A 15,040-nucleotide genomic window follows, 5' to 3' on the forward strand; every position below is an offset into this window, starting at 1 on the left:
GAGCCATCGTACCGGGGCCGCTCGGCCCGACCTGTGTCAGCGTGGCGTGACGGCGAGGTTCCGCCACTCGGCCTCGGTGCCCTGCTCGCGGATCCCGACCGCGCCGCTCGTCGACGAGCAGGCACCGAAGGACACGCGACCCTGGACGGGTGTCCCGCCGTCGGCCGGTGACGCGGTGGCCGTGATCGTGCAGCCGACCGCCTCGACGGTGAGGTGCCACCACTCCTCGGCCTGCACCGTCCGACCGAAGGACACGAACGACCCGACGAACCCGGGCGACCGGTGCTCGCCGATGGTCATCCCGGTCGCGGTGATGCCGACGGAGTAGGCGCGCATCGAGTCGATCCCCGTGGACGGGTCGTTCACCCGGACGACGAGACCCGCGTCGCTGCCCGACCTCGGGGTGCGCATCAGGCGCACGTCGCCCGTCAGGGTCATGTCGCCCCAGACCCGGTTCAGGACCTGCTTGTCCCCGGTGTTCGCGTAGGCCGTGCTGCGGATCCGTTCCTCCTGCTGGTCGATCGCCCACGTGCCCCCGAACACCCGCGCGGGCGCTCCGTCCTCGAACCGGCCCGTGGCGAGGGTCGAGTTGTAGGGGTCCGCCGCGAGCGAGGGTGCGAGGGCACCCGCTGTGGCCGTCACGAAGCGGTAGCCGGCTGCGCTGCCGTTGCCGCGCAGCCCGATCGCGCCCGACGTCAGGCAGTCGGCCGACGACTCCGAGACGCTCGCCCGCGTCCAGTCGTTCGCGCCGACGGTGGTCGACCAGGCGGTGATGCCGCACCCGGCGGCCTGCACGACCACGTGGTAGAACTGTCCGTTCGCGAGCCTGCCGGGGATCGTCGCGGACGCCAGTCGGTTCGTCGCACCGTGCTTCGTCCGGCTGATCGACAGCGTGTTGTCCGTCCGGTCCAGACCGATCGAGTACCCCGTGAACGCATCGGCACCCGGAGCGGGATCCGTGACGCGGACCAGGAGCCCGGCGTTCGTCCCGCTGTTCACCTGGACGTCCGCCTGCATCGTGTAGTCCGTCCACGACGGGTCACCCGTGACGGCCTTGGGCCCGTCGGAGGAGCCTGCCGTCTCGGTGAACGTGCCGTAGCCGAACTGCGTCCGGGTCGTCCAGGAGCCGCCGTAGGTCCTCCACGCCCCCTGCCCTCCGGCGAAGGAGTCACGGAACGGCAGGCCCGTCAGGGCGTAGTCACCGACCGTGCTCGCGGTGCTCCGGTTCGACGACGCCGCCGTGTACGCGGCGAGGGTGGGATCGGCCGTCGTGGTGACACCGGTCGCCACGGTGAGCGCCACGACGAGCGCCCCGGTGAGCACGCCCGCCGTCCTGGCACTCACGACGACACCGCCGGGAGGTCCGTCGCAGGGTCCTCCGTCTGCCCGGGATCGGGGACACGGAGGCTCTGCGACCGGGCCAGGAGGGCCCCGACGACGAGGGGTGCGGCGCAGAGCAGGGCGAGCACCGCCCAACCGAGCGGGGAGAGGTCGAGTCGAGCGGCGAGCGCGACCGCGCCGTCCGACCCCGGAGGCAGGGGCACCTGACCGACGGCACCGCTGACGAGCCGGTCGGACGCACCGGACGGTCCGACCACCCGGATCGGCAGCAGACCGGTCGAGACCACGTGTGCCACCGGCCGCGTCCCCGGGTCGACGCCGGTCACGACGAGGGCGGCGAACGGTCGGAAGACCGTCACCACGCCGGCCAGCACCGCGGCCGAGCCGAGCAGGCGAGCGGCGGTCCGCGGAGCGCCCGCGCCGAGGAGCCCGGTCAGGAGCCAGACGAGACCGACCCCGCCGACGGACCACGGCAGCATGCGGAGCGCCCACCCCGCACCGGGCAGGACTGCGACGACCCTGCCGACCACGTCAGCGCGGCTGACGGTCCAGCCGTCGGCAGCACCGTTCGCGTCGCCCTTGGTGGTGAACGCGCCGTCCTCCACCGCGCTGATGCGGTGCGTGTAGGGCAGTCGAGGCGCCGTCCCCCCGCCCTCGGCGACCGGTGGGACGAAGGTGATGACGTCGCCGACGGCCAGCCGGTCCGGTCCGGGCGGCAGGGTGACGACGAGCGAGCCGACGGGTGCCGTGCGGCCCATCGACGGCGTCCGGACGTCGAACGTCCGGACGCCCGCGGCCGTCGCGGCCCCGACACCGAGCAGCACGAGCAGGACGACGGCGGCGGTGGCGACGAGCCGCACCCGCACCGCGCGGCCGGGAGCACGCCGGCGACCAGTCGCGGGGACGCCGATCGCGTCCCCGGTCTCCGCCACCGTCATGCGGTGAACGTCCACACGAGCGACTGGCTCATGCTCTGCGCCTGCGAGTCGTTCGGAGCCGCCGGGTCGAGGGCGACCGACACGACGGCGGTACCGCCCTGACCGGCCGCAGGCGCCGGGCTGACGGGGAAGGTCCGCCCGCCGACCGCCGCGGCGCTCTCCCCCGAGACCACGGTCGTGGTCCCCGTCGGCGTCGTCCACGTCACGGTGACGCGCAACCAGGAGCAGATGCTGTTCGACGTCGAGACGGTGCCGATGCAGGTGCCGGGGGTGAGCGAGAAGGCGGACGCGGCGACCCCTCCGGTGTTCCTGATCACCGTGGAGGTGCCGCGCGTCGTGTCCCCCGGCCGGAGGTCCTTGCCCGCGTAGAGGTCGGTCGAGCAGGTCGTGGTGGCCGTGGCGGTGCTCCTGCACGCCACGGTCGAGGCGTCAGGGCCCTGCGTCATCTCGATCGAGACGGTGTTGGCGGTGTTCGTGGTGTTCGAGATCGACGCCGTGTACGCCGACGTCGTGCCGGTCGCCGTCAGTGCGAGGGCGACCGAGGCGACGAGTCCCGCCGCCGTGAGGAGCCAGCCCGTGCGCACCGAAGCCCGCGGGACGATCGTCGAGTGCCTTCCCACGACGGCACCGTCAGGCCGAGAACGTGAACGTGAGGGCCTGTGAGAGGGTCACACCCGACGTCGGCGCGGTCGCCCCGTCCGGGAGCGAGACCTGCACGGCCAGCGGGTAGCGCTCGCCTGCGGCGGGTGGGTAGGGCAGCGTGATCGCGTTCGCCGCGAGGTACGCGGGCGTCGTGGACGCGGGCAGCACGTCGGCGCCGCGCCAGGTCATCTTCACGACGAGCTGGCGGCACAGGTCCGACCCGCTCTCGGGCGTGGTCGCGCACGGTCCGCCGGTCAGCCGGAAGCCGGTGGGCGTCGCCGTCCCGGTGTTCTCGAAGAAGATCGTCTGGGGTTCCGACCGGCCCCCTGGTCGCAGGGACTGGCCGCCGTAGAGGTCCGGGTCGGTGCAGCTCGCCGTGCCGTCGGCCGCGGTCGTGCACGCACCCGGCGAACCGTCCGCCGTCGTCTCCACGATCTGGATGGTCGAGGTCGCGACCGTGTTGGTGCCGTGCAGGAAGGCCTGCGTGAAGACCGACAGCGTGCCGCTGAAGCTCATGGCGAGCACCACCGCAGCAGCGACGCCGGCGGCGACCAGGACGAGTTCGGACCGTCGGCGCCGTGCGCGGGGGACGGTCGTTGCGTGACGGGACATCGTGGTTCGCACCTCCGTGTGCACCCCGGGTCCTCGAGCGCCGTGGCGCAGGAGCACGCACGGTCCGGGCGGCCGGGTCCACCCTGAACTGAGGGGTCTTCAGTCGCCCTCGGTACAGATGCGACCGTACAGATCGGGTGACCTGCCCGGTCCCCCAGAGTGCGGGCAGACTGCCCGGTCCACCCACCGCATCCGCGGAGGACCAGGCCGGCCGCCCCCGAACCCCCGGCGGACTGCGCCCCGATCTCGTCCGCTTCGCGAACCGGGACGAGCGGATCCGGGAACGACGGAGCCCCGCTCGTGGCGGGGCTCCGTCGTGCTGCTCGTGCTCGCTGCGGCTACTTCTTCTTCTCTTCGACGTCGCCCGAGAGCGCTGCGATGAAGGCTTCCTGCGGGACCTCGACGCGACCCACCATCTTCATGCGCTTCTTGCCCTCCTTCTGCTTCTCGAGGAGCTTGCGCTTGCGGGTGATGTCACCGCCGTAGCACTTCGCCAGAACGTCCTTGCGCATCGCACGGATGCTCTCGCGGGCGATGATCCGCGCACCGATCGCGGCCTGGATCGGCACTTCGAACTGCTGCCGCGGGATGAGCTTGCGGAGACGCTCGGTCATCAGCGTGCCGTACGCGTACGCCTTGTCGCGGTGGACGATCGCGCTGAACGCGTCGACCTGCTCGCCCTGCAGCAGGATGTCGACCTTGACGAGGTCAGCGGCCTGGTCGCCGGTCGGCTCGTAGTCGAGCGAGGCGTAGCCCTGCGTCTTGCTCTTCAGCTGGTCGAAGAAGTCGAACACGATCTCGCCGAGGGGCATCTCGTACCGGATCTCGACGCGGTCCTCGCCCAGGTACTCCATACCGAGCAGGGACCCGCGTCGCGACTGGCAGAGCTCCATGATCGCGCCGACGTAGTCCTTCGGCGCGAGGATCGCCGCGCGGACCATCGGCTCGCGGACCTCGACGATGCGACCGCCCGGGAACTCGGAGGGGTTCGTGACCTCGGTCACGGTCGTGTCCTCGTTCGTGACCTCGTAGATCACGCTCGGGGCCGTCGTGATGAGGTCGAGGCCGAACTCCCGCGACAGGCGCTCGGTGATGATCTCGAGGTGCAGCAGGCCGAGGAAGCCGCAGCGGAAGCCGAAGCCGAGCGCCACCGAGGTCTCGGGCTCGTACACGAGGGCCGCGTCCGACAGCTTGAGCTTGTCGAGCGCCTCGCGCAGGTCCGGGTAGTCGGAACCGTCGATCGGGTACAGCCCCGAGAACACCATCGGCTTCGGGTCCGTGTACCCGGGCAGTGCCTCGGTCGCCGGCTTCTGCGCCGTCGTGACCGTGTCACCGACCTTCGACTGCCGGACGTCCTTCACACCGGTGATCAGGTAGCCGACCTCGCCGACCGACAGTCCCTTCGTCGGCTTCGGCTCGGGCGACGACACACCGATCTCGAGGATCTCGTGCGTCGACCGGGTCGACATCATCTGGACCTTCTCGCGCGGGTGGATCGTGCCGTCGATCATCCGGACGTACGTCACCACGCCGCGGTAGCTGTCGTAGACCGAGTCGAAGATCATCGCGCGGGGGGCCGCCTCGACGTCGCCGACCGGCGCCGGCACGGTCCGGACCACGCGGTCGAGGAGCTCGGCGACACCGACACCGGTCTTGCCCGAGACGCGGAGGACGTCCTCCGGCTTGCCACCGATGAGCTGCGCGAGCTCGGCGGCGTACTTGTCGGGGTCGGCCGCCGGCAGGTCGATCTTGTTGAGGACCGGGATGATCTCGAGGTCGTTCTCGAGCGCCAGGTACAGGTTGGCGAGCGTCTGGGCCTCGATGCCCTGCGCCGCATCGACGAGCAGGATCGCGCCCTCGCACGCCGCGAGCGAGCGCGAGACCTCGTACGAGAAGTCGACGTGCCCGGGGGTGTCGATCATGTTCAGGGCGAAGGTCTGTCCGTCGAGCTCCCACGGCATGCGGACGGCCTGCGACTTGATCGTGATGCCGCGCTCGCGCTCGATGTCCATGCGGTCGAGGTACTGCGCACGCATCGCCCGCTCCTCGACGATGCCGGTGATCTGCAGCATGCGGTCGGCCAGCGTGGACTTGCCGTGGTCGATGTGCGCGATGATGCAGAAGTTGCGGATCGCCTCGGCCGGGGTCGCGGCGGGCTCGAGCGGCGCGGATGCTTGTGGGCTCACGGTTCCTCAGGGGGTCGGTGCGGTCGAACGATTGTCCCACGGTTGCACACGGGCAGCGCGCACCGCAGGCCGACCTGTGGAGGCGCGCCGGGGCCCTGGACGGTGTGCAGGACGGACCGGAGGCGCGTGGTCGTGCCCGTCACGGGCCTCCCGTCCGTCAGACGGTCACGCTGGCGGGCGCCGGCAGCGCTCCCAGGCCGCGACGGAGGTCGTCGACGGTCGCGGCCAGGCAGACCCGGATCCACCCCTCACCGGACCGACCGAAGGCGCTGCCCGGGGCGACCGCGACGTGCTCGCGGTGCAGGAACGCCAGCGCCCACTCAGCGACGTCGCCCTGCGACGCGTGCGAGACGTCGATCCACAGGTAGAAGGCGCCGCGCGGGTCGAGGTAGCGGATGCCCGCTGTGTCGAGGACCTCCTTCGCGACGGCGAGGTTCGCTCGGTAGTGCTCGCGTGCGTCCTGCACCGCCTGGTGGTCGCCCACGATCGCCGCCAGCGCCGCCCACTGGTCCGGCTCCGCGACGCAGCTGATCATCGCCTCCTGCGTCGTGCGCATCGTGGGCCCCATGCCCTTCGGCGTCACCAGGTAGCCGACCCGGACACCGGTCATCGCGTACGTCTTGCTCAGCGAGAAGGCGGTGAAGACCCGGTCGTCGTCGTCGAGGGCCGCGATGCTCACGTGACGCGTGCCGTGGGTGAAGTACTCGTAGACCTCGTCGCTGATCACCCACAGGTCGTGCCGCTTCGCCAGGGCCAGGAGCGCGCGCAGGGTGTCCTCGCCGAACACCGAGCCGAGCGGGTTCGACGGCGAGTTCACCACGATCGCACGGGTGTGCTCGGTGACGCTCGCCTCGAGTGCCGCGAGGTCGGGTTCGAAGTCGTGCTGCGGCTCGAGCCGGTACGGCACGGGGGTGGCACCGATGATGTGCGCGTTCATCGTGAAGGTCGTGTAGCCGGGGTCGGGCACCAGGACCTCGTCCCCGGGGCTCAGCACGAGGGTCATCGCCTGGAACAGCGCCTGGGTCGCGCCGATCGTCGTCCAGACCTGCTCGACGTCGACCTCGATGCGGTTCTCGCGACGGAGCTTGTCGCGGATCGCCGCACGGAGCGGTGCGATGCCGCCGTTCGGCGTGTAGTCCGTGCGGTCCTCGGTCCACGCGCGGCGCGCGGCCTCGCCGATGTGCGGCGCGACCGGGACGTCGGGCTCACCGATCACGAGCATCGCGACGTCGGTGTCGTCGGCTCGCAGCAGGGCCGCCTGCTCGTAGACGCGACGGATGCCGGAGGCGGGGACGGAGTCGATGCGTGGAGCGAGGGATGGCACCTCGTCACGGTAGCCCGTCCGTGTTGCGGGGGCGTTTCCGCCGTGCGGCCCTGGCACGGAGCACGGCGCGTCGGGGCTTTGGCGGTCCGCGGGTCTGCTGGTAGGGTTGGTGGCTGGCTTCCGCGTTCCCCGCCCACGGGTGGAACGCGATGCGACAGAGGGCCCCTCTACCCGACGTCGCGACCACCCGTAGCAGACGAACAAGGAGCAACACGCATGGCGAACATCAAGTCGCAGATGAAGCGCATCAAGACCAACCTCAAGGCCCAGGAGCGCAACAAGGCCTACCGCTCGGAGCTCAAGACGGTCATCCGCCACACGAACGAGGCCGTCGTCGCCGGCGACAAGGACAAGGCCGTCGCGGCCCTGGCCCTCGCGGCGAAGAAGCTCGACAAGGCCGTGAGCAAGGGCGTCATCCACAAGAACCAGGCGGCGAACCGCAAGTCGGCCATCGCCAAGAAGGTCTCCGCGCTCTGAGCGTCTGACACCTGCACGAGAGCCCCGCACCGATGGTGCGGGGCTCTCGTCGTTGCGGGGCGTGTCCGGGCGGGGCGTGGCGGCGCGGCGCGCTCGTGGCGGCGCGGCGGCTGCGGCGCCGCGCTCGTGGCGGCGGCGGCACCGCTGCGGCAGCGCCTGGTCGGCCGCTGCGACGGCGCGCTCGTGGCGGCGGCGGCGCCGCTGCGGCAGCGCGTGGTCGGCCGCGGCGCGACTCGCTCGAGAACAACCGGAAGCACCTCGCGCCACAGAGATCCGTGGCGCGAGGTGCTTCTCGTTGTGCCGCAGCCTCGTCGCCGCGCGCGGTATCCCGTGCGGATCGAACCACGGATCCGACATCGAACCAGCCGATGGTGCTGGTTCGATGTCGGATCCGTGGTTCGTCCCGTGCGAGAACGAGCGGGCACGTGCGCGGGCACCGCACCGGCACGAGCGGGCACGGGCACCGCACGGGCACGGGCGGGCACGGGCTTGGCGGCCGCGGCTCGGCGTCCACGTGCGGCCTGCAGGCGCGTCCCGCCTCAGCGCTCCTCGCCGCGACGGGCGATGGTGCGGACCATGACCTCGAGCGCGTAGTGCGCGTCGCGCGAGCCGCCCTTCACCGCCGTGTCCGCCGCCGCGATGCTCGTGATCGCGTTCGCCAACCCGGCTTCGCTCCACCCGGCGACGTCGCGCTGCGCGCGCTGCACCTGCCACGGCGCCATGCCGAGTGCGGATGCCGCCTGGCCGCTCGGCCCGCGGAAGGCGCTGACCTTGGCCATCGTGCGGATCTTGCTCGCGAACGCCGCGACGATCGGCACCGGGGCCTCCCCGGTCGCGAGGGCGTGCCGCAGTTCAACGATCGCCGGGGCCGAGCGTCCCGCGAGCGCGATGTCCGCGACCTTGAACGCGTTGGTCTCGACGCGACCGCCGTAGTACTTGTCGACGGTGCGGTCCGTGATCTCCTCGGCCTCGTCGGCCAGCAGCTGCCGACACGCCGCCGCGAGCTCCGCGAGGTCGTCGGAGAACGCCGCGACGAGCGTGCGGACCGCCGAGGGCGCGATCTTCCGCCGGGCGGCCCGGAACTCGGCGTTGACGAAGTCGATCTTGTCGGTGTCGCGCTTGAGCTCGTCGCACTGGACCTCGACGCCGCCGCCGACCCCGCTGCGGATGGTGTCGAGCAGCTTCTTGCCGCGCATGCCCCCACCGTGTCGCAGGACCAGCGTGACGTCGTCAGCGGGCGCCTGCAGGTAGGAGATCGTCTCGGTGATGAAGGCGTCGGTGCACTTCTCGACGTTCGTCACCCGCACGAGCCGCGGTTCGCCGAAGAGCGACGGGCTCGCGAGCGTCGCCAGGAGGCCGGGGGCGTACTGGTCTGCCTCGAGGTCGTGCACCTCGAGCGCCGGATCCTCGCCGACGAGCAGGTCACGGAGGACGCTGCTCGCCCGCTCCGCCAGGAACTGCTCGGGACCGGTGACGAGCACGACGGGCGCCGGCCGGACGCCGGACCACGGCACCTGGTCGATCTTCGCGGCGGCGCGCGTGGGCTTCTTGGCGGGCATGCGTTCCTTCCGTCGGCTCCGGAGCGAGCTGGTCGGGGCCTGTTCCGATCCTACGGGCCGCCACAGACGGACCTCCCGCCGGACGGACCCCCGTCGTCGTGGCCGGCGCCGTCAGGACCGACGCCCGTGGAGCCGTCGAGGGTGCCTCCGGCGTCGGCGCCGTCCGCTCGGTCCAGACCTGCAACGACCCGTCGGCCGATCGCGAGACCACGACGGTGCCCTGCTCGTCGGTGCGGAACGCGGTCGTCCCCGCGGCGCGGAGGGCGTCGAGCGCCGACGCCGTCGGGTGCCCGTAGGTGTTGTCGGCGCCGACGCCGATGAGTCCGATCGGCGCCGCGAGCTGTCGGTACAACGCCGGGTCCTGGTCGGCCGATCCGTGGTGGGCGACCTTGACGACGTCCGGGTGCGCCTCGACCAACGGTCGGAGCCGGCGCTGGGCCTGTTCCCCGAGGTCGCCGAGGAACACCCCGGACGCACAGGTCGGGCAGGGTCCGTCGGCGGTGGTCTCGAGGACGACACTCGCGTCGTTGCCCGATGCTGACGATCCCGCGCGCGGCCACACCACCCGCCAGCGCAACGCGCCGAGGGTGCCCGACGTGCCGTCGTCCGCGGTCCGGACCTCGGCCCCGGCCCGCTCGAGCGTCCCGACGATCCGCTCGTCCTCGGGCCGTCCGACGGGACCGACGAGCGCCCTCGCCACCCGGTCCGCCACCGCCCCGACCGCGCCGACGTGGTCACGGTCGAAGTGGGTCAGCACGAGCAGGTCGACCCGGTCGACACCGACCAGGTCGAGGCACCGCAGCAGCAGTTCCTCGTCGTCCCCGGTGTCGACGAGGGCGACCGGACCGGCGCCGTCGCGCACCAGGACGGCGTCACCCTGCCCGACGTCGCACGCCACCACCGACCAGTCCCCCGGCACGGTCGAGCGCACCACGAGCCGCGGGACGGCCACGAGTCCGAGCCCGATCGCGACGACGGTCCCCGCCGCGACCAGCGCCCACGTCCGTCGCGGAGGATCCACGAGGACGGCACCGGCGACCGCCAGGCTGACCAGCCCCGCCGTCGCGGCTCCGACCGGTCCGGCGGGCCAGTCGAGCGTCGCCGCCGGCAGTGCGGCCGCCCCGTGCGCGACGGCACCGATGACCGCCGCGGGAGCCCAGGCCACGTGCGCGACGACCGCGGCGCCCCAGGGCCAGACGGGAGCGAGCACGCACGCGGCGAGCCCGCCGACGGTGACGACGGGCGCGAGGGGCTCCGTCAGCAGGTTCGCCGGGACCGCGTAGGTCGGGAGGGTCGGGGCGAGCACGACCGTCACGGGCCAGCAGGCGAGCTGTGCGGCGACGGGGATCGCGACCGCCGCGGCGACGGGCTGCCACCACCGCCGCGCGAGCAGGGCGGTCAGGCGCGGTGCCAGCACGATGATGCCACCGGTGGCCAGGACCGACAGCGCGAACGCGGGCGCCCGGGCGTACCAGGGGTCCACCACGAGCATGCCGAGGACGGTGAGCGCCAGGAGCGGCACCCCGCGGAGCGGGCGGCCCGACAGCCGGACCGCCAGGACCACCACCGCCATCACCGCGGCACGCACGATCGACGGGTCCGGTCGCACGAGCACCACGAAGGCCACCAGGAACCCGACGGCCGCGGCCGCCCGGAGGACCCGAGGGAGCCCGAGCGCCCGGCACCCGGCCACGACGAGCGCGACGACGACGGCGCAGTTCGAGCCGGAGACCGCCGTGAGGTGGGTCAGCGCGGTCGCCTCCATCGCGGACTCCGTCGCCGGGTCGAGTCCGCTGCGATCCCCGATCGCCAGCCCGCGCAGCAGCGCGCCGCCGGGTTCGGGCAGGTCGCGCGTCACCGCCACGAAGGCCTGCCGCACGCGCTCCGACGCTGCCAGCAGACCGGTCGGCGGCAGGCTCGTCGGACGTCCGCGCAGGAACACCACCGCCGCGGTCGGTGCGCCGCCGTCGTCGGTCTGCACCGTCGCCCGGGCGTGCAGCACCGCTCCGGCCGACGCACGGAGACGCCCGGCCGGGACCACGCGCACGGGGACCTCGAGCCCGCCCACGTCACCGATCGACCGCAGCGTGCCCGTGGTCGACCGGTCGGAGGCGGCGAGGTCCCGGGTCAGCACGACCTCGACGGCCACGGTCCGTCCGGCACGGTCGGCGAGCGCCTGCGGCGACCGCGCCGCCGCGCCCACCCCGACCGCCACCGCGACGAGCAGGCAGCACGCTGCCGCGACGAGCACGCCACCCGGCACGCCACCCGGCACGCCGCCCAGCAGACCACCGCGACCGCCGGACAGCGCTGCACGCCCGCGCCGGCCCCGCACCACGAGCGCCAGGACGACCACGGTGCCGGCGGTCGCCGCGGCCGTCGCGCACCACCACGCGAGCCCCGGCGCCCCGACGAGCAGCGCCGCCTCGACCCACGCGACGGCCACCGGTCCCGCCAAGCGCAGGTCGACGAGGCTCGGCTGCACGTCCACGGCTCAGACCCGGACCCGGTCCCGCAGCTCGGCGAGGCGGGTGTCGCCGATGCCGCTGACCTCGAGCAGGTCGTCCACCGACGTGAACCCGCCGTGCTCCTCGCGCCACGCCAGGATGCGGGCCGCCAGTGCCGGGCCGATGCCGGGCAGGGTCTCGAGTGTCGGCTGGTCGGCGGTGTTGAGGTCGACGACGGCCGCGCCCGTGTCGTCCGCGCCGCCGGCACCACCCCCGACGGCGGCACTCCCGCCCCCGGCACCCGGCGCGTCCGGCCGGAGCGCCTCGGGCACCTCGGTCTCCCCGACCCGCGGCACGTACAGGCGTTCTCCGTCCACCACCGGACGGGCGAGGTTGAGCCGGGCGAGGTCGGCGTCGGCCGTGGCTCCCCCCGCTCGCTGCAGCGCGCCGTCCACGCGGGTCCCGGCGGGGACCTCGACGACCCCGGCCCGGACCACCGCGCCGAGCACGTACACGGTGACCGCCGCGGCACTCGCCGATCCCGAGCGCGATCCGGACCCGGGAGCGCCGCCCGTGGCGTCCGTGCTCGGACCCGGATCCGGTCGGCCGGGCGCCGTCGAGGGCGCGCTCGTCACCGTCACCCCGGCCGTCGATCGCGTCCCGAGGGTCCCGATCGCGACCACCACGAGCGCGAGCCCGACCACCACGGCGGCCAGCACCACGGCCGCCCGGGGCGAGAGCGCGAACCGGGACGCCCACGACCCGTCGGCACCGGGTCCTCCAGGAGACGAAGCAGTCATGCCCGGCACGGTAGGTCCCACCACGGGGACGACGACGGCCCGGCGGCCCCTCCTGTGGAGGGACCGGCCGGGCCGGTCAGGTGGGGAGGACTCCGGGAGCCGTCAGCCCTTGATCGCGATGTTCACGAGCTTCGGCGCCCGCACGATGACCTTGACGATCTCGCGGTCACCGATGTACCGCTGCACGTTCGCCGAGGCCCGCGCGAGCTGCTCGAGCTCGTCCGCCTCGATCGACTTCGACACCTCGAACGAGTCGCGCACCTTGCCGTTGACCTGCACGACCGCGGTGAGCGTCTCCTGCACGAGCAGCGTCGGGTCCGCCTTCCGCCAGCCGTACGTGGCGACCGTGGCCTCGTAGCCCAGCTTCTCCCACATCTCCTCACCGGTGTACGGGGCGAAGACGGCGAGGGCGAGGGCGATCGTCTCGACGGCCTCGCGCACGGCGGGGTCACCGGCGCCGGGGCCGCTGTCGATCGCCTTGCGGGTGACGTTCACCAGGTCCATCAGTCGCGCGATCACGACGTTGAACTTGAAGGCCTCCATCATCCCCGGCGCGTCGGCCAGGAAGCGGTGCGTCACCTGGCGCAGGGCACGGTCGCCGTCGGCCCAGACGGCGTCCGGTGCCGAGGTGACGTCGAGCGCCAGGCGGTAGGCGCGGGCGAGGAAGCGTGCCGACGCCGACGGCGACACGTCCTCCCAGTTGATGTCGTCCTCCGGCGGCCCGGCGAAGCCCATCACGAGGCGGATCGCGTCGACGCCGTTCGCGTCGAGCTCGTCGCCGAGCGAGACGCCGCCCTTCGACTTCGACATCTTCGAGCCGCCGGAGAGCACCATGCCCTGGTTGAGCAGCGCCGAGAACGGCTCGGTGAAGTCGAGGTAGCCGAGGTCGAACAGGACCTTCGTGACGAAGCGCGCGTAGAGCAGGTGCAGGATCGCGTGCTCGATGCCACCGATGTACTGGTCGACCGGCGCCCACTTCCGAGCGGCCTCGGGGTCGAACGCCTGCGTGTCGTCCTGGGCCGACAGGAAGCGCAGGAAGTACCACGACGAGTCGACGAAGGTGTCCATCGTGTCCGTGTCGCGGAGCGCCGGGGTGCCGTCCACCGGGTTCGGCACGTTCACCCAGTCGGTCGCTCCACCGAGCGGCGAGGTGCCCTTCGGCTTGAGGTCGAGGCCCTCGGTCGACGGCAGGCGCACCGGCAGCTGGTCCATCGGGACCGGGTGCTCGGTGCCGTCGGCGCCGTGGATGATCGGGATCGGGGTGCCCCAGAAGCGCTGACGGGAGATGAGCCAGTCGCGCAGGCGGTAGGTCTTCGCGGCCCGGCCGGTCCCACGCTCCTCGAGCAGGGAGATCGCCGCGGTGATGGCGTGCTGCTTCGACATGCCGTCGAGCGGCCCGGAGTTGATCATCCGGCCCTGGCCGGTGAGCGCCTCGCCGGTCGAGACGGGGTCGAGCGCGGGCAGGTCCTCGAGCGTCGCCCCCTCGGGGATGACCGGGATGGCACCGGTGACGGGCTGGTTCGTGTCGACGACGACCTTGACGGGCAGGTCGAAGGCCCGGGCGAAGTCGAGGTCGCGCTGGTCGTGCGCCGGGACCGCCATCACGGCGCCGTGGCCGTAGTCGGCGAGCACGTAGTCGGCGGCCCAGATCGGCAGGCGCTCCCCCGTGAGCGGGTGGATCGCGGAGCGGCCGAGCGGCACGCCGGTCTTCGGCCGGTCGGCGTTCTGCCGGTCGATCTCCGAGGTCTTCTGCGTCGCGGTCAGGTACGCGTCGAAGTCGGCACGCACGTCGTCAGGGGCGGCGGAGACCAGCGACGCCGCCAGGTCGGAGTCCGGCGCCACCACGAGGAACGTCACCCCGTGGATGGTGTCCGGGCGCGTGGTGAACACGGTGACGGGCTCGTCGTGCCCCTCGATGACGAAGTCGACGTCGGCGCCGACGGAACGGCCGATCCAGTTGCGCTGCTGCGCGATCACCTTCGCCGGCCAGTGACCCTCGAGCTGGTTGAGGTCGTCGAGCAGCCGGTCCGCGTACTTCGTGATCGCGAAGTACCACTGCGTCAGCTTCTTCTTGACGACGACGGCGCCGGAACGGTCCGAGGTGCCGTCGGGCAGCACCTGCTCGTTCGCGAGCACGGTCTGGTCCACCGGGTCCCAGTTGACCCAGCTGTCCTTCCGGTAGGCCAGGCCCTTCTCGTACATCTTGAGGAACAGCCACTGGTTCCACTTGTAGTACTCGGGGTCCGACGTGTGGATCTCCGTCGTCCAGTCGAACGACGGCGCGTAGCGCTTGAACGAGGCCTTCTGCTGCTCGATGTTCGCGTAGGTCCACTGCGCCGGGTCGACCCCGCGCTTGATCGCCGCGTTCTCGGCGGGCAGGCCGAAGGAGTCCCAGCCGATGGGGTGCAGGACGTTGAAGCCCTGCTGCCGCCAGTAGCGGGCCACGAAGTCGCCGAGTGCCCAGTTCTCGGCGTGCCCCATGTGCAGGTCGCCGGACGGGTACGGGAACATCTCGAGGATGTACTTGCGCGGGCGCGAGTCGTCGAGGTCGGTCGTGAAGAGGCCGAGCTCCTCCCAGCGGGGCTGCCACTTCTCCTGGATGCGGCGGAAGTCGTAGGCGTCGGGATCGACGGCTGCGGGTCCGGCGGGGTGCTCGGTTGCGTTCGCAGTGGAGTGCTCGGTGGTCACGATCACCAAGGGTACAAGGCCTGGAG

11 protein-coding genes are annotated in these 15,040 nt (G+C 72.5%); 1 reads left to right on the top strand and 10 read right to left on the bottom strand.

Annotated elements, in window-relative coordinates; genetic code table 11:
- Positions 1-36 precede the first annotated feature (36 nt).
- The 6 genes from JOD95_RS03370 to JOD95_RS03395 form a co-directional block, all read right to left on the bottom strand.
- Positions 37-1,344, bottom strand: a complete 1,308-nt coding sequence (locus JOD95_RS03370; RefSeq protein ID WP_209683026.1) for a family 16 glycoside hydrolase — start codon at positions 1,342-1,344, stop codon at positions 37-39.
- The gene (locus JOD95_RS03375) at positions 1,341-2,279 is read right to left on the bottom strand and encodes a S26 family signal peptidase (protein ID WP_209683028.1); all 939 of its coding nucleotides are present in this window, start codon (positions 2,277-2,279) and stop codon (positions 1,341-1,343) included. Before JOD95_RS03375 ends, JOD95_RS03370 begins: the two co-directional genes overlap by 4 nt.
- Positions 2,276-2,899 (bottom strand): hypothetical protein, encoded by a 624-nt coding sequence (locus tag JOD95_RS03380; RefSeq protein WP_209683031.1) that lies wholly within the window; start codon positions 2,897-2,899, stop codon positions 2,276-2,278. Before JOD95_RS03380 ends, JOD95_RS03375 begins: the two co-directional genes overlap by 4 nt.
- Positions 2,900-2,909: 10 nt before the next feature.
- Positions 2,910-3,533 carry a hypothetical protein gene (locus JOD95_RS03385; protein WP_144411281.1) on the bottom strand — a complete coding sequence of 208 codons (624 nt, stop codon included), beginning with the start codon at positions 3,531-3,533 and terminating at the stop codon, positions 2,910-2,912.
- A 338-nt stretch (positions 3,534-3,871) separates the two neighbouring features.
- The gene (lepA, locus tag JOD95_RS03390) at positions 3,872-5,719 is read right to left on the bottom strand and encodes a translation elongation factor 4 (RefSeq protein WP_066653837.1); all 1,848 of its coding nucleotides are present in this window, start codon (positions 5,717-5,719) and stop codon (positions 3,872-3,874) included.
- A gap of 157 nt (positions 5,720-5,876) precedes the next feature.
- Positions 5,877-7,043, bottom strand: coding sequence for an aminotransferase class I/II-fold pyridoxal phosphate-dependent enzyme (locus tag JOD95_RS03395; protein WP_209683034.1), 1,167 nt, complete (start codon positions 7,041-7,043; stop codon positions 5,877-5,879).
- Positions 7,044-7,259: 216 nt separating this feature from the next.
- Between JOD95_RS03395 and rpsT the strand changes: the two genes are divergently transcribed.
- Positions 7,260-7,520, top strand: a complete 261-nt coding sequence (gene rpsT, locus JOD95_RS03400) for a 30S ribosomal protein S20 (protein ID WP_066653830.1) — start codon at positions 7,260-7,262, stop codon at positions 7,518-7,520.
- A 539-nt stretch (positions 7,521-8,059) separates the two neighbouring features.
- Here the strand turns inward: rpsT and holA are convergent.
- The 4 genes from holA to leuS form a co-directional block, all read right to left on the bottom strand.
- Positions 8,060-9,034, bottom strand: coding sequence for a DNA polymerase III subunit delta (gene holA / locus JOD95_RS16170; protein WP_235426614.1), 975 nt, complete (start codon positions 9,032-9,034; stop codon positions 8,060-8,062).
- Positions 8,943-11,570 carry a ComEC/Rec2 family competence protein gene (locus JOD95_RS16605; RefSeq protein ID WP_209683036.1) on the bottom strand — a complete coding sequence of 876 codons (2,628 nt, stop codon included), beginning with the start codon at positions 11,568-11,570 and terminating at the stop codon, positions 8,943-8,945. Before JOD95_RS16605 ends, holA begins: the two co-directional genes overlap by 92 nt.
- A 3-nt stretch (positions 11,571-11,573) precedes the next feature.
- Entirely contained in the window at positions 11,574-12,326 is a 753-nt protein-coding gene (locus JOD95_RS03410) for a ComEA family DNA-binding protein (protein ID WP_209683039.1), read from the bottom strand.
- A gap of 102 nt (positions 12,327-12,428) precedes the next feature.
- A complete protein-coding gene (leuS, locus tag JOD95_RS03415; protein ID WP_374191717.1) occupies positions 12,429-15,020 on the bottom strand; it encodes a leucine--tRNA ligase in 2,592 nt (863 codons plus the stop codon).
- Between the last annotated feature and the right edge of the window lie 20 nt (positions 15,021-15,040).

Origin of the sequence: Curtobacterium sp. 1310 (assembly GCF_017834105.1) — a bacterium.
Lineage (GTDB): Bacteria > Actinomycetota > Actinomycetes > Actinomycetales > Microbacteriaceae > Curtobacterium.

Excerpts from the sequence above, each read along its gene's own strand:
- rpsT (WP_066653830.1), top strand. The coding sequence starts at position 7,260 with ATGGCGAACATCAAGTCGCAGATGAAGCGCATCAAGACCAACCTCAAG.
- JOD95_RS03385 (WP_144411281.1), bottom strand. The coding sequence starts at position 3,533 with ATGTCCCGTCACGCAACGACCGTCCCCCGCGCACGGCGCCGACGGTCC.
- JOD95_RS03410 (WP_209683039.1), bottom strand. The coding sequence starts at position 12,326 with ATGACTGCTTCGTCTCCTGGAGGACCCGGTGCCGACGGGTCGTGGGCG.
- JOD95_RS03375 (WP_209683028.1), bottom strand. The coding sequence starts at position 2,279 with ATGACGGTGGCGGAGACCGGGGACGCGATCGGCGTCCCCGCGACTGGT.